Origin of the sequence: Paractinoplanes ferrugineus, assembly GCF_016862195.1 — a bacterium.
Classification (GTDB): domain Bacteria; phylum Actinomycetota; class Actinomycetes; order Mycobacteriales; family Micromonosporaceae; genus Actinoplanes; species Actinoplanes ferrugineus.
In genome coordinates, this window is record NZ_BOMM01000039.1 from 157359 (window position 1) to 175463 (window position 18105).

The window sequence follows — 18105 nt, forward strand, 5'->3', positions numbered from 1 at the left end:
CGGCGGCCGTAAACTTGACCGATCATGACTCTGACAGATCGCCTTCCGGGCACCGACGAACCCGACGCGGTCTTCGACGCCTTCCAGAAATGGGCCACCGAGCAGGGCCTCGCCCTCTACACCCACCAGGAAGAAGCGCTCATCGAACTGGCCACCGGGGCCAACGTCATCCTCAACACCCCGACCGGCTCGGGCAAGAGCCTGGTCGCCGCCGGCGCCCACTTCATCGCCCTCGCGAGCGGCCGCACCACCTTCTACACCGCGCCGATCAAGGCCCTGGTCAGCGAGAAGTTCTTCGCCCTCTGCGCGATGTTCGGGGCGCACAACGTCGGCATGCTGACCGGCGACGCCAGCGTCAACGCGGACGCCCCGATCATCTGCTGCACCGCCGAGGTCCTCGCCAACCTCGCCCTGCGCGAGGGCGCCAACGCCGACGTCGGCCAGGTCGTGATGGACGAGTTCCACTTCTACGCCGAGCCCGACCGCGGCTGGGCGTGGCAGGTGCCGATCATCGAGCTGCCGCAGGCCCAGTTCCTGCTCATGTCGGCGACGCTCGGCGACACCACCCGCTTCGTCGACGACCTCAGCCGGCGCACCGGCCGGCCCACGGCCGTCGTGGCGAGCGCGGAGCGTCCGGTTCCGCTGATCTTCTCGTACGTGTCCACGCCCATGCACGAGACGATCGAGGAACTGCTCCAGACCCACCAGGCGCCGGTCTACATCGTGCACTTCACCCAGGTCGCCGCCCTGGACCGGGCGCAGTCGCTGATGAGCGTCAACATGTGCACCCGCGAGGAGAAGGACAAGATCGCGGCGGCGATCGGCAACTTCCGGTTCACCGCCGGCTTCGGCAAGCAGCTCTCCCGGCTGGTGCGGCACGGCATCGGCGTGCACCACGCCGGCATGCTGCCGAAATACCGCCGCCTGGTGGAGACCCTCGCCCAGGCCGGTCTGCTCAAGGTCATCTGTGGCACGGACACGCTCGGCGTCGGCATCAACGTGCCGATCCGCACCGTGCTGTTCACCGGGCTGTCGAAATACGACGGCGTGAAGACCCGGCTGCTCAAGGCGCGCGAGTTCCACCAGATCGCCGGTCGCGCCGGCCGGGCCGGGTTCGACACCCTCGGCACCGTCATGGTGCAGGCCCCCGAGCACGTCATCGACAACGAACGCGCCCTCGCCAAGGCCGGCGACGACCCGAAGAAGCGCCGCAAGGTCGTCCGCAAGAAGCCCCCGGAGGGCACGATCGGCTGGGGGCAGCCCACCTTCGACCGCCTCGTCGCCGCCGACCCCGAGCCGCTGACCAGCTCGTTCCAGGTGTCGCACGCGATGCTGCTCAACGTGATCGCCCGCGGCGGCGACCCGTTCGCGGCGATGCGGCACCTGCTCACCGACAACCACGAGGAGCCGGCCGCCCAGCGGCGGCACATCCGCCGGGCGATCGCCATCGCGCGGGCCCTGATGGCCGGTGGGGTCATCGAACGTACGCCGGAGGGGGTCTACCGGCTCGTCGAGGACCTCCAGCTGGACTTCGCGCTCAACCAGGCCCTCTCGCCGTTCGCCCTGGCCTGCCTCGAACTGCTCGACCGGGAGGCGCCGGACTACCCGCTCGACGTGGTCTCGGTGATCGAGTCCACCCTCGAGGACCCCCGCCAGGTGATCTACGCACAGCGCACCAAGGCCCGGGGCGAGGCGGTCAACGCCATGAAGGCCGAAGGCATCGAGTACGAGCAGCGGATGGAGCTCCTGGAGGAGGTCACCCACCCGCGTCCCCTGCTCGAACTGCTGGAGAACGCCTACGAGACCTACCGGCGCGGCCACCCGTGGGTCGGTGACTACGAGATCAAACCCAAGAGCATCGTCCGGGACATGTACGAGCGGGCGATGACGTTCACCGAGTACGTGTCGTTCTACGGCCTGTCCCGTTCCGAGGGACTGGTGCTGCGCTACCTCGCCGACGCGTTCCGGGCGCTGCGCCAGACCGTGCCCGAGGACGCCCGCACCGAGGAGCTCACCGACCTGATCGAGTGGCTCGGCGAGCTGGTCCGCCAGGTCGACTCCAGCCTGCTCGACGAGTGGGAGCGGCTGCGCAACCCGGGCGCCGACATCGAGGAGGTCCGCCTCGACGACAAGCCGCCCGCGGTCACCCGCAACGTGCGTGCCTTCCGCGTGCTGGTGCGCAACGCCCTGTTCCGCCGGGTCGAGCTGGCCGCCCTGCGCCGCTGGTACGACCTGGGCGAGCTCGACGGCGAGAACGGCTGGACCGCCGACCGCTGGGCCGACGCCATGTCGTCGTACTTCGAGGAGTACGACGAGGTGGGTACCGGCCCGTCGGCCCGGGGCCCGGCCCTGCTGCAGATCGATACCGGCGCCACCGCGTGGACCGTCCGCCAGGTCTTCGAGGACCCGGCCGGCGACCACGACTGGGGCATCGACGCCACCGTCGACCTGGCCGCCTCCGACGAGCTCGGCGCCGCCGCCGTGGTCGTCACCGGCGTCGGCCCGCACTAGTGAACGCGCCGCTGTCCCGGCGGCGGCGCGTCGCGGGTTTCCTCCTCGCGGTCGGCGGCCTGCCGCTGCTGACCGCCGTCGCCCACCCGGCCGGGCTGGACCTGACCGCCGGCATCTCGCTGTTCCTGGCCGCCGTGGTCGCGGTCGCCCTGGTCGGTGGGCTGGGACCGGCCCTGCTGGCGGCGGTCGGCGGGTTCCTGCTGCTCAACTACTTCTTCATCCCGCCCCTGCGCACCCTGGCCATCGCCACCGCCGACGACTGGATCGCGGTGGCCGCCTTCGTGGTGGTGGCCGTCGCCGTCTCGGGAGTGGTCGACCTGGCCGCCCGCCGTAGCGCCCAGGCCCGTACCCTCGCCTCGCTTGCGGGCGGGGTGCTGCGCGGTGGCCCCGACCCGTTGTCCGCCCTGCTGCACCAGCTGCGCGACACCTTCGCGCTGGAGTCGGTGACGCTCCTCGAACGGGCGGCCGGCGCCGAGGCGGAGCCCGTACCCGGCGGCTGGTCCTCGGTGGTGACGGTGGGTGAACCGCCCGCGGTGACCCCCGCCGACGGCGACGCCTGCGTCGCCGACGAGTCGCTGGTGCTCGTGCTGCGCGGGCGGCGCCTGCCGGCCTCGGACAAGCGGATCGTCGACGCGTTCGCCGCGCAGGCCGCCGTCGCGCTCCGTCAGCAGCGGCTGGCGGTGGCGGCCCAGGGTGACAAGGTGCGCACCGCGCTGCTCGCCGCGGTCAGCCACGATCTGCGTGGCCCGCTCTCCTCCGCCAAGGCCTCCGTCGCCGGGCTGCGCAGCGACGAGGTGTCGTTCGATGCCGAGGACCGGGCCGAACTGCTGGCCACCGCCGACGAGTCGCTCGACCGGCTGGCCGGGCTCGTGGCCAACCTGCTCGACATGAGCCGGCTGCAGGCGGGGGCGCTCGGGATGACGTTCGCCGAGGTCGGGCTGGAGGACGTGGTGCCGGCCGCGCTCGACGAGCTCGGCCCGCCCGGCCGGTCGGTGACGGTGTCGCTGCCCGAGGATCTGCCGGCGGTCCGGGTCGATCCGGGGCTGCTCGATCGCGTACTCGTCAATGTCGTCGGCAATGCGCTCCGCTACTCCCCCGCCGCCGGGAAAAACCTGGAAATTTCCGGCCTCGCCGGGAGCGATGGGGTGGAATTGCACGTGATCGACCACGGTCCGGGCATTCCCCGGGACAAATGGGACCTTGTGTTCCGGCCGTTCCAGCGCCTCGGTGATCATGACAATCACACCGGCGTCGGGCTCGGGCTCGCGCTCTCCCGGGGACTCGCCGAAGCCATGGGCGGCTCGCTGCGGCCGGCGGACACCCCGGGCGGCGGCCTCACCATGATCCTGACGTTGCCCGCCGCCTCCGGAGCCGTGTCCCCGGCCCGGTCCGTCTCCGAGTCCGCCGGGAGCTCCGCGTGACACGCATCCTCGTCGTCGACGACGACCCGCAGATCCTGCGGGCACTGCGGATCAACCTGCGCGCCCGGCAGTACGAGGTGGACGTCGCCGACGACGGGGCGGCCGCGCTGCAGACGGCCGCCGCGCATCCGCCCGACCTGGTCGTCCTCGACCTGGGGCTGCCCGACATGGACGGCACCGAGGTGATCCGCGGGCTGCGCGGCTGGACCACCGTGCCGATCATCGTGCTGTCCGGACGGGCCGAGGGCTCCGACAAGGTGGCCGCGCTCGACGCCGGCGCCGACGACTACGTGACCAAGCCGTTCGGGGTGGACGAGCTGCTCGCGCGGATCCGGGCGGTCACCCGCCGCGTCCTCCCCTCGGCCGCCGCCGCGGTCGTCACGCTCGGCCGGCACACGATCGACCTCGGCGACCACACGATCAGCCCGGAGCAGCGCCTCACCCCCACCGAGTGGCAGCTCCTCGAACAACTGCTGCGCAACCCCGGCAAACTGATCACCCAGCGCCAGCTGCTCCAGGAGGTGTGGGGCCCGCAGTACGGCACCGAGACCAACTACCTGCGGCAATACATGGCACGGCTGCGCCGCAAGCTGGAGGACGACCCCACCCGGCCCCGGCACCTGCTCACCGAACCCGGGATGGGTTACCGCTATCAGCCTTGAGCGCGGCTGATACTGAGGAGGTCCCCAACTTCCTGCGGGGGCGGACGGGGAGACCACAGTGGCCCGAGACGCGGACATCGGCACGGCTGACGGGCGACAACTGCGTTATCAGGAGGCCGGCGACCCCGCGGGCTACCCGATCTTCCTGCTGCACGGCACCCCCGGCAGCCGCCTCGGCCCGCGCCCCCGGGTCAGTGTCCTGAGCCGGCTCGGGGTCCGGCTGATCAGTTACGACCGGCCCGGCTACGGCGGCTCCGACCGGCACGCCGGCCGCATCGTGGCCGACTGCGCCGCCGATGTCGCCGGCCTCGCCGACCACCTGGGCCTCGACGAGTTCGCGGTGGTGGGCCGCTCCGGTGGCGGACCGCACGCCCTGGCCTGCGCGGCACTGCTCCCGGCCCGGGTCACCAGGGCCGCCGTGCTGGTCAGCTTCGCCCCCGACAACGCCGACCTGGACTGGTTCTCCGGCATGAACGAGGCGAACACCCGCGACTTCACCGACGAGCACACCCTGGTGCAGAGCCTGATCGAGCGAGCACACCGCACCCACCAGAGTCCGGCCACCCTGCTGGACTCGTTGCGCGACCACATCAGCGGCCCCGACCTGCGGCTGGTCGGCGACGAGACCTTCGAACGCCTGCTGCTGGAGTCCTACGCCGAGGCCACCCGCCCCGGCCCGTGGGGCTGGATCGACGACGCCCTGGCCCTGCGCCGCCCCTGGGGCTTCGACCTGACCTCGATCCACCGGCGGGTGCTGCTGTGGCACGGCGCCGAGGACAACGTCGTCCCGGCCAGCCACACCCGCTGGCTGGCCCGCCGGATCCGCACCGCCGAACTGCGGGTGCAGACCGGTTCGGCCCACTTCGGCGCGATGGAGATCCTGCCCTCGGTCCTCTCGTGGCTCGCACAGGAGGACCCCCCGTCCCTGGCCGCGAACTGAGCCGGGGTCATGCTTCCCCGGTGTCCTGGAAACCCGCTGTACTCTCCCATCCGGTCGCCCTGGTCGCCGTCGACCGCTCGCACCGGGCCGTGCTCGGCAACCTCGGGCAGCTCTTCCGGTACGACCTCGCGGAGGTCTACGGCCACCTGCCGAACGCCGACGGCTCGTTCAACGACCGGCAGACGGACCGCTTCCTCGCCGGGGTCGACCCGGGCCGGCGCGCCTGGCTGATCACCGCCGCCGGACGGACCGCCGGCTACGTCATGACGATCCCGGCCGCCGACGGGGGCAACTCCATCTCCGCGTTCTTCGTCGTGCGCGCCCTCCGCCGCACCGGCGTCGGCCGCGAGGCGGCCGCCCTGACGATCGCCGCACTGCCGGGCCGGTGGAGCATCGCCTTCCAGCGGTACAACCCCGGCGTCGAACGATTCTGGTCCCGGGTGGCCACCGACGCGGCCGGCCACCGATGGCACATCCACGACGGCCCCACCCCGGCAAACCGCCCACCCGACACCTGGATCACCTTCACCACACCGGCCGAAGGCCCCGACGACGCCGAACCGCGAACCTAGCCCACATCTCGCCCTACTGCCAGGAGCTGGGCCCCGGCGACAGGCCTAGCACATCCGGCAGGGGTGCGCGGTATATCGAGACGCGCCTGTTCAGTATTCAGCGTCACGAAATGAGGCGCGGGCGGCCGGTGTTGGGGCGGGCATGAGGACTGTGGGAATTATCGGCAGTGGGCTGATCGGCGGGACCGTGGCCCGGCTCGCCGTCAACGCGGGGTACGACGTCGTGGTCAGCAACTCGCGCGGGCCGGAGACGCTCGCCGACCTGGTCGCGGAGCTCGGCGACAAGGCTCGGGCCGGCACGGCGGTCGAGGCCGCGGAGGCCGGGGACATCGTGGTGGTGAGTGTGCCGTTCCACGCGTTCGGCAAGCTGCCCGTCGACGAGCTGGCCGGCAAGGTGGTGCTCGACACCAACAACTACTACCCGCAGCGCGACGGGAACGTGGCCGAGCTCGACGAGGGCAAGGCGACCAGTGCGGAGCTGGAGCAGCGGTTCCTGGTCGGCGCCAAGCTGGTGAAGGTCTTCAACAACATCTACTTCAAGCACCTCGGCAACCTGGCCCGTCCGGCCGGCGACAGTGAGCGTACGGCGCTGACGATCGCCGGGGACAACGCGGCGGCGAAGCTGGTGGCCACCGAGTTCCTCGACAAGATCGGCTACGACGCGGTGGATGTCGGGCCGCTGAGCGAGAGCTGGCGGTTCGAGCCGGGCCAGCCCGCCTACGGCCCGCCCTACGGCAGCGCCGAGGAGCCGGCCGGCACCCCGGCGAGCGCCGCCAAGGTGCGCGAGGCGGTCGCCGCGGCTAAGCGGTAGTGAGCTTGACGCCGAGCCGGTTGCGACCGGTGGCGGCGTCCCACACCCCGGTGTTGGCGAGCTGGACGGCGTACGGGGCCGCGGACAGCAGCGGATCCGGCAGGGCGAGCGACAGCGGGTAGGTCCCGGCCCGGGACGGCGCCCTGAAGGTCACCGTCAGTGTCACGGGGCGGCCCGGCCGGAACGACCGGACGTCCGCGTCGACGGTGACCGCCGTGCCGCCCACCAGCAGTCGTACCGGGCGGTTCCGGACCGGGGCCGCGTACCCGTCGTTGGTGATGGTGATCCTCGCGGTGACCGCCGCGCCCCGCTTCGCGCGAGTGGGCAGGGTGGCCGCGGTCAACCGGAGGCGGTAGCCGAGCCGCCGGCCGGCCTCGGCGCGGCCCGCCTCGCCCCACGAGTCGAGGACGTCGGCGTTGAACGACGGGTTGAGGTAGGTCCAGTGGTAGCGGGCCATCTCGGCGGCGGCGTCGGCCCAGCCCGAGCGTGCTGACGGTGCGCAGGTCTCGCCGCCGACCAGGAACGACTGCGCGGCGAGCCACGACCGGTCGTCGGGCGCCTCGAAGGTGCCGTAGTCGTCGGTGCCGGCCAGGAAGCAGTCGTCGTGCACACCGACCCGGGCCACGTCCGGCACCAGCGCGCGTTTGTAACCGGGCGTGCGTACCTGGATCGGCGTGTCCGCCGCGGTCGCGGCCAGCAGCGCGTCGAGCACCCGCTGGCGAGCGGCCGTGTCGGTGCGCGGGAAGTTGCGCGAGTAATACCACTCGCCCCAGGTGCCGATGAAGCCCGCCTGCACCGCCAGTAACACGTCGGCGTTGCCTACGAGCAGCGGCTTCAGCTGGGCGAGGTGCCCGAGCACGCGGGCGACCGGGGCGTCCTTGTCGTCGGTCGCCGAGTAGGCGAACCGGATGACGAGCTTGACCCCGGCCCGGCGGGCGGCGGCGAAGTCGGCTCCGACGAGCGCCAGGTCGGCCGCCGTGATGGTGTCGGTGTCGGCGTATTTCTCGAGGTAGAAGATGCGGTAGACGACGGTGCGCCCGGGTTCGATCGAGGCCGCGGTCAACGGCACGTAGCCGGCCCCGAGGTGCGTCTCGGTATAGGTGAAGAAGCCACGCTCCGGGTTCGCGATGAGCGCCGGCGAACCGGCGTACCGGACGGTTGCCGAGCTCGGCGTCGCGGCGTCGGCCACCCCGGGGGTCAGCAGGACGAGGGCAGCCGCGGCGGCGGCGAACAGGCGCATGGACCGCCCTATCGGCCCGCCTGCGGCCGGTCTGAGTCAAGCAGGCGAAGAACCAGGCTCAGCGGCGGCCAGGCGGTCCGGCCGCGGCGATTGACGGCGTACGCCCGGAGCACCACGGCCGGGTCCGCCAGCGGCAGGACGTCGACGCCGTCGAGGGCGTGCACACCGGCCGGCAGCAGCCCCACCCCGAGGCCCGCCACGATCAGGTCCTGCACCAGGTCGAGGCTGTCGCAGTGGTGCGCGATCCGCGGGGTGAAGCCGTGCAGCGAGGCCACGGTGCGGGCGACCTGTTCGTCGGCGGTGTTGCGGGAGTTGACGATCCAGTCCTGCCCCCACGCCCGGTCGAGGGTCGTACCGGCGGGCACGGCCAGGCCCCACGGCACGGTCCACAGCGCCCGCGCCTCGTAGCGGCCGGGGAACGAGACCGGGGCCAGGTTGTATTCGTAGGTCAGCGCCAGGTCCACGTCGTCGGTGTCGAGCAGCGCGTACGCCTCGGCCGGTTCATGCTCGTGGATCAGCAACCGGACCCGGGGGTGCTCGCGGGCGAGCCGGGCCTGCACCGGCAGCAGCGACCGCCGGATCGCCGTGGCGAACCCGGCCACCCGCAGCTCACCGACCGGCGAGGCGCCCGGGTCGAGGTCGAGGCGGGCGGCCTCGACCGCCCCGAGGATCGTCACGCCGTGCGCGGCCAGCCGCTGCCCGGCCGGGGTGAGCCGGACCCGGCGCCCGGCGGGCTCGACAAGTTTCGCCCCGACGTCCCGGGCGAGGATGGCGAGCTGCTGCGACACCGTCGAGGTGGTGAGCCCCATCTCCTCGGCCACCTCGCGCATCGACCCGAGCCGGGCCAGTTCGACGAGTAACCGCAGCCTGCGCGTCTCCATCGGGCAATTGTTCGCCGACGTCGAACAATATGTCCAGCATCGGCACGTGGACGCGAACATTGCGCCCCCGTAGAAACGAGGGCATGACGAGGGGTACGCCACTGGCCGTGGCCGCGATGCTGACCGTGCAGGCGAGCATCGCGGCCAGCGTCGACCTGATCGACAAGCTCGGCGCCGAGGGGGCCGCCTGGCTGCGCCTGTCGTGGGCGGGACTGCTGCTGCTGGTGCTGATCCGCCCGCGGCGCCGCCACTTCGGCGCTCGCGACCTGCGGGCCGCCGCCCTCCTGGGCGTGGTGACCGCCGGAATGACAGTGCTGTTCATGGCCGCCGTCGGCCGCCTGCCGTTGGGCACCGCGAGCGCCATCGAGTTCCTGGGCCCGCTGGGGGTGGCCGTGGCCCAGAACCGCCGCGGCCCGGCCGGTGCGCGGGGCCGCGGCCTGGCCTGGCCGTTGCTGGCCGCCGCCGGGGTGGTGCTGCTGACCTCGCCGTGGACGGGCGGCGTCGACCCGGTCGGGGTGGCGTTCGCCCTCGGCGCGGCGGTGAGCTGGGCCGCCTACATCATCCTCACCCAGCGCGTCGGCGACCGGGTCGACGGCATCACCGGCCTGGCCGTGTCGATGCCGGTGGCGGCACTGGTGGCGACCCTGACCGTGCACCCCGCCACCGTCGTCGGCCTGACCCTCGACCAGATCCTGCTCGGCCTGCTCGTCGGCGTCCTGCTGCTCATCGCGTACGGCATGGAAATGCTCGCCCTGCGCCAACTGACGACGGCCGCGTTCGGCACCCTGATGGCCTTGGAGCCCGCGTTCGCCCTGCTCATCGGCGCCGCCGCACTTCACCAGATCCCCGCTCCGCTCGGCGCCGCCGGCGTCGCCCTGGTGGTGACCGCGGGCATCGGTGCCACCCGGCACGGCACCCGCCCGCCGTCGGCCGGCACCGCTTCACCGCCGGCCGCTCCCGACCGCCGGCGTTCCGATCGGCTCCCCCAGGAAGCCGGCTCGACTCCCGCCTGACCGGGGCGTTGCCATGATCGCGTCTGGGCTATCTTCGTCGGCATGCCGTCGCCTGCTGTCGATGAACGTCACGCAACCTGGCTGGAGCTGTTCTTCGACCTCGTCATCGTGGTCGCGGTGGCGCAACTGGCCGGGCTCCTGCACGACGGGCCGGGGCTGCGTGCGGTGTTCCTCTTCGCGGTCTGCTACTACGCGATGTGGAGCGTGTGGACGTCGTTCACCCTCTATGCCAACGTCTCCGGGGACCTGACCCGGGTGCGGTCCATGCTGCTCGCCATGTTCGGCATCGCGGTCATGGCGGCGGCGGTGCCGCACGTGATGCGCGGGGAGCCGCAATGGTTCATCGCGGCCTACGTCTACTGCCGGCTGATGGGCGCCGGGTCCTGGAAGCGCACCAGCCGCATCATGACCGAGTGGCCGGGTGTCCAGCAGGCCACCGGCGTCATCCCGTGGATCGCCTCCCTCGGCTTCGAGGCCCCGGTGCGCTACTACCTGTGGGTGGCCGGCATCGTGCTCGACGTCGTGGTGTCGACGGTGCGGTCCCGGCACCCGGACCAGCTGCTGGCCGAGGAGCAGCGGGAACGCGACGAGGCGCGGCGTAACCGGGCGCGCCGCCGGCGGCTCCTGCACCGGCTGGACCGGTCCGGGGCGGATGCGTCGGCGCCGCCTCCGTTGCAGGCGGCCCGGCCGGACCGGCCGCACCTGGGCGAGCGGCTCGGGCTGTTCGTGATCATCGTGCTCGGCGAGGCGGTGGCGCAGCTGGTCGATGCGGCGGCGGAGGTCGAGCACTGGCAACGCGGGCTCCTGGCAACGCTGGCGGCGGGCTTCGGACTGTTGGTCGCGCTGTGGTGGCTGACCCTCCGGTACGGGGCGGACGGCGCACCGACGTACGGCGTGCGGGTCTTCGCCTTGCGCCTCACCATGCCGGCGCATTACCTGATGACCGGTTCCATCGTGCTCATCGCGGCCGGGCTCGGCGTGCTCGCCGAGCACACCGGCGAGCCGCTGCCGGAAGCCAACCGGTGGGTGCTCTGCAGCGGCGCGGCCCTCTATTTCCTGACCGTCACTCTGCTCGGCGCCCGGGGTGGCGCCCCGATCGCCTGGATCGCCGGCTGGGGCCTGCCGGCCGTGGTGGCCGCGCTGCTGCTCGGGCTGTTCGGCGGGGCACTGGACGGCTGGGCGCTGGCCGCCGTTCTGCTCGCCGTCGCGCTGTGGCACGTGCTCTACCGCCGGCGCGCCGGCGAACCCGACCCGGCGACGGTGGCGGAGCCGCACGCCGCCTGACCCGGGCCGCCCCCGGTCACGAACTGGACAGCAACGCCCCGGTGGCGGGGTCGACGAAGATCGGGGCGTAGTTGTAGCAGCCCACTGCCAGCATGTCGTCCGCGACCGACATGGCGGCCGGTTCCGGGGTCAGCTGCAGCTTCCACAGTTCGCCACCGCCGGTGTCGAAGGCGGTCAGGGTGCGACTGGACCGGTCGGCCACGATCAGGGTCTTGTCGTGGTGCCAGGCCAGGACCAGCGGGGCCGTCGTCACCACCTGGCCGGTCCAGCGCACGTACAGGTCATCGTCGTGGACCTCGAAGAAGCCGCCGTGATGGGCGACCGCCAGCTTCTGCCCGGTCGGCGACCAGGCCGCCGCGGTGATCGGCGCGAACTGCTGGGCGGTCGGGCGCCCGGGTTGCAGGAGCCGGCTGGTGCGGCGGACGCTGCCGTCCTCGTACGCGGCGTGCAGCACGTCGTCGTGCGCGGCGTGCAGCGCCACGCACGTGGATGGACGGCCCAGTACCTGCGCATGCCGCACGCCGTTGTCCAGTGACCAGACGCTGACCACGCCGTCGGCCGCGGCGCACGCCAGATAGCCCCCGCCGGGCAGCCAGGCCAGCGAGGCCGGGCCGGGCGTCGGCGACCGGACGGCCAGCAACGCCTCCGGCTGGGCGCCGGAACGCAGCTGCCAGACAGCGATCCGCCCGTCCAGCGACAGCGTCGCCAGCACGCCGGGTGCTATCGGGTTCCAGGCCGCCGCGACCACACGATGGCGGTCACGCAGGCGGGTCAACAGGCGCGGACGTCGCGGGGAGGGGACGGTCCACAGTTTCAGGTCGCCGTTGGGTGCGGTGGTTGCGAGCAGGCGGCCGTCGCCGCTGAAGGACGTGACAGTGTTGATTTTCCGTTCCCCAGATCATGAGCCGCCGCCACGGCAAAGGCCCCGAACGAGGTGCTAAGCCATATTCAGGGATAGATAACGCCAAGGCAAGGGCGCAGCCGAAATTTCTGGGCAGAGGGTGACAGCCCGCCTACCATCCGGCTATGGCTGTCGCAGCGGGCTGGGCTGTTATCGCGCTGCTGGCGTGTGTCGCGATGGTGGTGGACAACTCGCTCGACAGTGGACCGCACGCGCCGCTGTGGCTGTTCGTGCTCACCCTGGCAACTTCGGTGCCGGCTCTGGTCGGGGCGGCGTTCGGGGTCGCGGACGCGCCCGCCGAGACCTCGGCGGATCTGCTCGGCCGGGTCGGCCCCCGGGTCCGGGCCGGGGTGCTGCTGGCGACGCTGATCGGGGTCGGGGTGCTGATCGCCGGGATGGCGCACAACCCGCCGGGCAACTCGGCGCGGCGGCCGGACGGCAGCTATGTGCTCAAGTTCCGGCAGCCGCCGTCGAAGGTGGTCGGCTACGACCGGTGGCGGGCCAACAGCCGGGGTGAGCGGCGGGTCTTCCTCGGCGTCGCGATCCTGGTCGACGCGTGGGGCGGGGCGGCGTGCTGGGCGGTGAAGCTGCGCGACGACGAGGAAGATCCGCTGTGAGACGGCGTACGGCTACGGGGTCCGGAGTCTCTACGGGGTCCGGAATTTCTCGAAGAAGACGACCTCGTCGAGGGGGCGGCGTTTCGGTTGCGCCCAGCGACCCTTGGCCGGGTAGCCGAGCGGGATCAGCGCCATCGTCATCGCGTCCTCGGGCAGGCCCAGCAGTTCGCGCACCTCGGCCTCGTGACCCAGGTAGAGCGTGGTCAGCGTGGAACCGATGCCATGGGCGCGGGCGGCCAGCATGAGCTGCTGGACGGCGCCGTAGATGGACGAGCCGAGCCGCGGGTTCTGCGACCGGGCCGCGCCGAGCAGCACCGGGAAGATCCAGACAGGGGCCTCGGCCAGGTGGTTGGCGAGGTGGTCGGCGGCGTTGAAGCTGGCGGCGCTCATCCCGGCCGGGTCGGCCAGGATCTGGTCACGGCGGGAGCCGTACGCCTTGTTCCAGCCCTCGAGGTAGTACTCGGCGATCTGCGCTTTGACCTCGGGGTCGCGCACCACGATCCACGCCCAGCGCTGGGTGTTCCCGCCGCTCGGGCCGCGCACGGCGGCGTCGAGCAGCTCGCGGACGATGTCGTCGCTGATCGGCTCGGTGGTCAGATAGCGGCGGGCGGGGGTGCTGTGCAGGGCTTCCAGCACGTCGAGCGGTTCCGGCATGAGGACACGATAAACGTTGACCATGACGCGATCGGCGACAAGGCGTTCGTCGAGGCGCCGGGGCGGGGCGGGCCCGGCTACTTCTTCTTTTTCTTGCCGGTCGCCGGTTCGGCCTTCGGGTACTTGGTGTTGAAGTCGTTGATGATCGGCGAGCCGATGTGGTAGATGTCGCGCGCCCGGTGCGCCACGTCCTCCGGGCTGAGGTGGTGCCGCACGGGCAGCTGGGCGGCGATCGTGCCGGTGAAGCCGAGCAGGTCGTTCACCGAGCCGGGGAACGTGCGGGCCATCTCGACGGCCGCCTTGAGCTGCGACTGCGGCACGGCCGCGACGTGCTCGCGCATGCCCGCCGCCCAGGCGCCCGGGTGCACCAGGTAGCCGGCCGGCAGGTTGCCGGGGCCGCCGATGACCTCGAGGGCCTTGCGCCGGTCGACCGGCGCCGGCTTGCTCGCCAGCACCATGTAGAGCGCGCCCGCGCCGAAGAGCACCAGCGGGACCAGGATCGCCACGCCGGCCGGGACGCCGACGACGAGCATGACCACGAACAGGACCGCGAGGATCAGGGCGCCGGCCATGTATTCGCGGACGCCGTCGCGGGCCTCGCCCGCCTCCGCATCGGCGATGCAGCGCCGGATGAGGCCTTCCATGATCGGGTCGGTGGGCCGCCAGGTGTCGGCCCGGACCGGCATCTCGCGCACGGTTGTCGTGGTCACGGCCTGATCCTTTCTCGCATAGCGAAGCGGTGGTCGCCAGCGGTATTCGGTCGCCGAGCCGGTCGGATGAGGATTCAGCCGGCCAGAGCCGCGTATCGGCCACCCGAACCGACCAGGGTGTCGTGCGTGCCCGACTCGAGGACGCGGCCGTGGTCGACGACCACGATCTGGTCGGCGTCGCGGACGGTGGACAGCCGGTGGGCGATCGTCACCGTGGTGCGGCCCTTGGCGAGCTCGTCGAAGGCGCGTTGCACGGCCCGCTCCGTCTCGGTGTCGAGCGCGCTGGTGGCCTCGTCGAGCACCAGGATCCGGGGGTCCCGCAGCAGCGTACGAGCGATGGCGATGCGCTGCTTCTCACCGCCGGAGAACCGGTGCCCGCGCGAGCCGACCATGGTGTCGTAGCCGTCCGGCAGCCCCGCGATCTTGTCGTGGATCTGGGCGGCCTTCGCGGCGGCGACGATCTGCTCGTCGGTGGCGTCGGGCCGGGCGTAGCGCAGGTTCTCCAGCACCGTGGTGTGCAGCAGGTAGGTCTCCTGGCTGACCACGCCGACGATCGACGCCAGGTCGCCGAGGGCGAGGTCGCGCAGGTCGACGCCGTCGATGGTGATGCGGCCGGCGGTCGGGTCGTAGAGGCGGGCGATCAGCGACGCGATGGTGCTCTTGCCCGAGCCGGTCTCGCCGACCAGGGCGAGGGACGTGCCGGCGGGCACCTCGAGGGTCACCCCGGCCACCGCCGCGGACTCGCTGCCCGGGTAGGCGAAGGTGACGTCCTCGAAGCGCAGGTCGCCACGGGGGTCGGCCAGGCGTACCGGCTCGGCCGGCTCGTCGACCTCGACCGTGAGGTCCAGGTATTCGAAGATCCGGGCGAACAGCGCGAGCGACGACGTCAACTGCACGCCGACGTTGAGCAGACCCATCAACGGCCGGAAGAGCCCGGTCTGCAGCGCGGTGAAGGCGACCAGGGTGCCGATACTCATCGTGCCGCGAGTGAAGGGCAGGCCGGCGGCCAGGTAGATCACCGCCGGGATGCCGGCGAACACGATCGACATGGCCGCCATCCGCCAGCGTCCGGCCAGCTCGGACCGCAGTTCCAGATCGATCAGCCGGTTGGACGAGGCGGTGAAGCGGGAGATCAGCGCGGGTGCCGTGCCCATCGTCTTGGCCAGCTGCACGCCGCTGATCGACAATCCCTCCTCGATCGTCACGTTGAGGTCGGCGAGCTCCCGCTGCCGTTGCGCGGTGATCTCCCGGCGCATCCGGGCGACCCGCCGGGACAGGAAGATCGCCGGCGGCAGCACGACCAGCGAGACGAGCGAGAGCTGCCACGAGAGGGCGGCCATCGCGACCATGGTGGCGACGGCGGTGGTCAGGTTGGCGGCGATCGAGGTGGCGGTCGAGGTGACCACGGCCTCCATGCCGCCGATGTCGTTGGTGATGCGCGACTGCACCTCGCCCGTGCGGGTGCGGGTGAAGAACCCGATCGACTGGCGTTGCAGGTGGGTGAAGACGTCGACGCGCAGCCGGTGCATGACCTTCTGCCCGACGCCGGTGGAGATCCAGGTCTGCACGACGCCGAGCGCCGAGGTCACGGCGGCGACCGCGACCATGCCGAGCACCAGCCAGACGAGCAGGCGCACGTCGGCGTGCGGCAGCGCGTCGTCGATCACCGCGCGCAGCAGGAAGGGGGAGGCCATCGCCAGGACCGACGAGACCACGATGATCAGCACCACGATGGCCAGCGACCACCGGTGAGCGGTGAAGAGGGAGCCGATGCGGCGCAGGGACACCTCGCGCGCCTGCTTCTTCTCGGCTTCGGACGGTTTCTTTCCTCGGGGCCTATCCAAGTACGTCTCCTGTCAGTATTTACTGAGGTTACCTCATCTTGAGGTAGGAACAGGAGTTGGTGCTAGTTTATTTCCGTGGATCAGGATGAGAGCCTGCCCGAGACCTTCTGGGCGGTGGCCCGGCGGCTTCGCCACCGCACCCGGGAGGCACTGGAGGCGTGGGACCTCTCCCCCAGCCTGGCTCGCGCGCTGAGCGTCCTGTCCCGCCACCCGGACGTACGGTTGAGCACGCTCGCCGAGCATCTGCGGATCGCCGCGCGCACGGCCACCGAGGTGGCCGACGATCTGACCGAACTGGGCCTGGCCGTGCGGCAGCCCGACCCCGGTGACCGCCGGGCCACGCTGCTGACCCTGACGCCCAAGGGCGAACAGACCGCGTCCGCGATCCGCGCCGCCCGGCAGGCGTCGGGCGAGGAGTTCTTCGAGAAGCTCAGCGCCGCCGACAAAGCCGATCTCGCCCGCGTCCTCGCCCAGCTGCGCGAGGACTGACCGCAGCTCAGCCGGGTCGCCGGGCCAGCAGGGTGACGAAGGCGGCCGACGCGGCGGCACACAGCAGCGACACGGTGAGCGACGCCGGCACGGCCAGCGAGGTGACCCGGTCGAGGACGCCGAGCACCAGCAGCGCGGCCACACACACCGCGAACACCACGGTCGAGAGGTGGGCCAGCACACCGGCGGCGGGCGCCGGGGCGGTCGCGATGCCGCCGGCCGGGATGCGCAGCGACTCGGCGAACTCGTCGGTGCACCGCACCAGCGACTCGGCGTCGACGATGCGCTGCTCGGCGGCGGTGATCCGGCGCAGCTCGCCCTGGGCGCGGGAGTGCTCGGGCTCGATGGCGAGGGCCCGGCTGTGCGCCTCGCGGGCGCTGAGCGGACGGCCGGCGGCGAACAGCGCCACCCCGTGCGCGACGTGCAGGTCGGCGTCGTACCAGGCGAACTCGGCCCCGGCCGACAGCACCCGCTCGGCCTCGGCGACCCGGCCGGCGGCGAGCAGGGCGCGGCCGTGCCGCTCGACGAGACGCGGGTTGCCCGGGTCCTCGGTGCACCCGGCGGAGGCGGCGGTGATCGCCACGTCGTGCCGGCCCGCCGCGGTGTAGGACGCGCTCACCCAATAAAGCACCTCGACGCCGTTCGGCTCGAGCCGCAGGGCCTGCCGGGCGGCGTCGAGGGCGGCGGCCGGCCGGCGCAGCTCGAGGTTCGCGCGGGCGAGCAGCAGCCACGCCTCGATGTTGCCGGGCTGCTCGCCGACGACGGGGGCGAGCAGTGTCGCGGCCTGTCCGGCACGACCGCCGTTCAGCAGGTCACCGGCTTGATCGAGGACGAGTTCGGTATGCACGACGGAACAGTCGGCGCCGGCCGGCGGGATCTGCGAAGGGTGTCGGGTGCCCTCCGGTTGTCACTTCGGAGTGGCCCAGTTCACTCGGCCGCCCCTCAACCGGCGGGTGCGGACGACCGATTCATCGGGGTGCAGGACAGGAGCGAAGGAGACCGCGATGAGCATCCGAATCGACAGCACCGCCGACAAGTCCCGCTGGGTGTCGCACATCGCCCAGATCCACCTGACGACCGACTTCCGCCGACTGGCCGCCGACCTCGAGGCCGGCTCGGACCGGCGGGTGATCGCGGCCGACAAGGCGGCGGTGGTGGAGAGCCGCATGCAGTACGCGAGCGCCCGCGGCAGCAACCGCTACGACGTCACGGTCTAGCACTACCGGTTCGTGCGCAACCACACGAGCACGCCGGTGCTCGACGCGGCGACGTGGCCTCGCGCCGCACGCCGTCGACGTGCGGCCGGCGGGCCTCGACGCGCACCACGTCACCGGCGGGGTGGACCTCGGTGCGGTGCGCCGCCCGATGCCGATCGGCAAGGCCCTCGACGACGTGCTGCTCGCCTACGAGATGAACGGTGAGCCGCTGCCCGCCGACCACGGCGCCCCCGTACGCGTGATCGTGCCGCCCTGGATCGGCATCTCCTCGATCAAGCGGGTGGGCCGCATCGAGGTCTCCGCCGAGCCGCTCCTCTCGCCCTGGAACACCCAGTTCC

Annotated in this window: 19 protein-coding genes; 12 read left to right on the forward strand and 7 right to left on the reverse strand. The window is 72.1% G+C overall.

Features of this window, described 5'->3' with window-relative positions; all coding sequences use genetic code 11:
- Positions 1-24: 24 nt before the first annotated feature.
- The 6 genes from Afe05nite_RS22075 to Afe05nite_RS22100 are packed head-to-tail and all read left to right on the forward strand — an operon-like array spanning position 25 to position 6917.
- On the forward strand, positions 25-2511 hold the full coding sequence (locus tag Afe05nite_RS22075; protein ID WP_203819057.1) for a DEAD/DEAH box helicase: 2487 nt from the start codon (positions 25-27) through the stop codon (positions 2509-2511).
- Positions 2511-3932 carry a sensor histidine kinase gene (locus Afe05nite_RS22080; RefSeq protein WP_307835645.1) on the forward strand — a complete coding sequence of 474 codons (1422 nt, stop codon included), beginning with the start codon at positions 2511-2513 and terminating at the stop codon, positions 3930-3932. The genes Afe05nite_RS22075 and Afe05nite_RS22080 overlap by 1 nt, the downstream gene beginning before the upstream one ends.
- The gene (locus tag Afe05nite_RS22085; RefSeq protein WP_203819058.1) at positions 3929-4594 is read left to right on the forward strand and encodes a response regulator; all 666 of its coding nucleotides are present in this window, start codon (positions 3929-3931) and stop codon (positions 4592-4594) included. The genes Afe05nite_RS22080 and Afe05nite_RS22085 overlap by 4 nt, the downstream gene beginning before the upstream one ends.
- A gap of 58 nt (positions 4595-4652) precedes the next feature.
- Positions 4653-5534 carry an alpha/beta fold hydrolase gene (locus Afe05nite_RS22090; RefSeq protein ID WP_203819059.1) on the forward strand — a complete coding sequence of 294 codons (882 nt, stop codon included), beginning with the start codon at positions 4653-4655 and terminating at the stop codon, positions 5532-5534.
- A 20-nt stretch (positions 5535-5554) separates the two neighbouring features.
- A complete protein-coding gene (locus tag Afe05nite_RS22095; RefSeq protein WP_203819060.1) occupies positions 5555-6106 on the forward strand; it encodes a hypothetical protein in 552 nt (183 codons plus the stop codon).
- 52 nt (positions 6107-6158) lie between these two features.
- A complete protein-coding gene (locus Afe05nite_RS22100) occupies positions 6159-6917 on the forward strand; it encodes an NADPH-dependent F420 reductase (RefSeq protein WP_275407497.1) in 759 nt (252 codons plus the stop codon).
- Here Afe05nite_RS22100 and Afe05nite_RS22105 read toward each other — a convergent pair.
- Positions 6907-8157, reverse strand: coding sequence for a DUF4832 domain-containing protein (locus tag Afe05nite_RS22105; protein ID WP_203819062.1), 1251 nt, complete (start codon positions 8155-8157; stop codon positions 6907-6909). The two genes, Afe05nite_RS22100 and Afe05nite_RS22105, sit on opposite strands and share 11 nt — an antisense overlap.
- An 8-nt stretch (positions 8158-8165) precedes the next feature.
- A complete protein-coding gene (locus tag Afe05nite_RS22110; protein WP_203819063.1) occupies positions 8166-9038 on the reverse strand; it encodes a LysR family transcriptional regulator in 873 nt (290 codons plus the stop codon).
- Positions 9039-9121: 83 nt separating this feature from the next.
- Here Afe05nite_RS22110 and Afe05nite_RS22115 point away from each other — a divergent pair, with 83 nt between their 5' ends.
- Together Afe05nite_RS22115 and Afe05nite_RS22120 are read left to right on the forward strand one after the other, a co-directional pair.
- On the forward strand, positions 9122-10051 hold the full coding sequence (locus Afe05nite_RS22115) for an EamA family transporter (RefSeq protein ID WP_203819064.1): 930 nt from the start codon (positions 9122-9124) through the stop codon (positions 10049-10051).
- Between the two features lie 42 nt (positions 10052-10093).
- Positions 10094-11335, forward strand: a complete 1242-nt coding sequence (locus Afe05nite_RS22120) for a low temperature requirement protein A (protein WP_203819065.1) — start codon at positions 10094-10096, stop codon at positions 11333-11335.
- A gap of 16 nt (positions 11336-11351) precedes the next feature.
- Here the strand turns inward: Afe05nite_RS22120 and Afe05nite_RS22125 are convergent, their stop codons facing one another.
- Positions 11352-12110: a WD40 repeat domain-containing protein gene (locus tag Afe05nite_RS22125; protein ID WP_203819066.1), complete on the reverse strand. Its 759-nt coding sequence runs from the start codon at positions 12108-12110 to the stop codon at positions 11352-11354.
- A gap of 251 nt (positions 12111-12361) precedes the next feature.
- Here Afe05nite_RS22125 and Afe05nite_RS22130 point away from each other — a divergent pair, with 251 nt between their 5' ends.
- Positions 12362-12853, forward strand: a complete 492-nt coding sequence (locus tag Afe05nite_RS22130; protein WP_203819067.1) for a hypothetical protein — start codon at positions 12362-12364, stop codon at positions 12851-12853.
- 30 nt (positions 12854-12883) lie between these two features.
- Here the strand turns inward: Afe05nite_RS22130 and Afe05nite_RS22135 are convergent, their stop codons facing one another.
- The 3 genes from Afe05nite_RS22135 to Afe05nite_RS22145 all read right to left on the reverse strand — a co-directional run bounded on the left by Afe05nite_RS22135 (position 12884) and on the right by Afe05nite_RS22145 (position 16061).
- Positions 12884-13507: a nitroreductase family protein gene (locus Afe05nite_RS22135; RefSeq protein ID WP_203819068.1), complete on the reverse strand. Its 624-nt coding sequence runs from the start codon at positions 13505-13507 to the stop codon at positions 12884-12886.
- A gap of 77 nt (positions 13508-13584) precedes the next feature.
- Complete coding sequence (locus Afe05nite_RS22140) at positions 13585-14217, reverse strand: hypothetical protein (RefSeq protein WP_203819069.1); 633 nt, start codon at positions 14215-14217, stop codon at positions 13585-13587.
- Positions 14218-14291: 74 nt separating this feature from the next.
- Positions 14292-16061 (reverse strand): ABC transporter ATP-binding protein, encoded by a 1770-nt coding sequence (locus Afe05nite_RS22145; RefSeq protein ID WP_203819070.1) that lies wholly within the window; start codon positions 16059-16061, stop codon positions 14292-14294.
- A gap of 69 nt (positions 16062-16130) precedes the next feature.
- On the opposite strand from Afe05nite_RS22145, the gene Afe05nite_RS22150 reads away from it, so the two are divergent.
- Positions 16131-16550, forward strand: coding sequence for a MarR family winged helix-turn-helix transcriptional regulator (locus Afe05nite_RS22150; protein ID WP_203819090.1), 420 nt, complete (start codon positions 16131-16133; stop codon positions 16548-16550).
- A 7-nt stretch (positions 16551-16557) separates the two neighbouring features.
- On the opposite strand, the gene Afe05nite_RS22155 is transcribed toward Afe05nite_RS22150, so the two are convergent.
- Entirely contained in the window at positions 16558-17397 is an 840-nt protein-coding gene (locus Afe05nite_RS22155) for a tetratricopeptide repeat protein (RefSeq protein ID WP_203819071.1), read from the reverse strand.
- Between the two features lie 157 nt (positions 17398-17554).
- Here Afe05nite_RS22155 and Afe05nite_RS22160 point away from each other — a divergent pair, with 157 nt between their 5' ends.
- On the forward strand, positions 17555-17767 hold the full coding sequence (locus tag Afe05nite_RS22160; protein WP_203819072.1) for a hypothetical protein: 213 nt from the start codon (positions 17555-17557) through the stop codon (positions 17765-17767).
- A 79-nt stretch (positions 17768-17846) separates the two neighbouring features.
- Positions 17847-18105 (forward strand): molybdopterin-dependent oxidoreductase (locus Afe05nite_RS22165; RefSeq protein WP_203819073.1); only part of this gene is annotated, 259 nt, incomplete at its 3' end.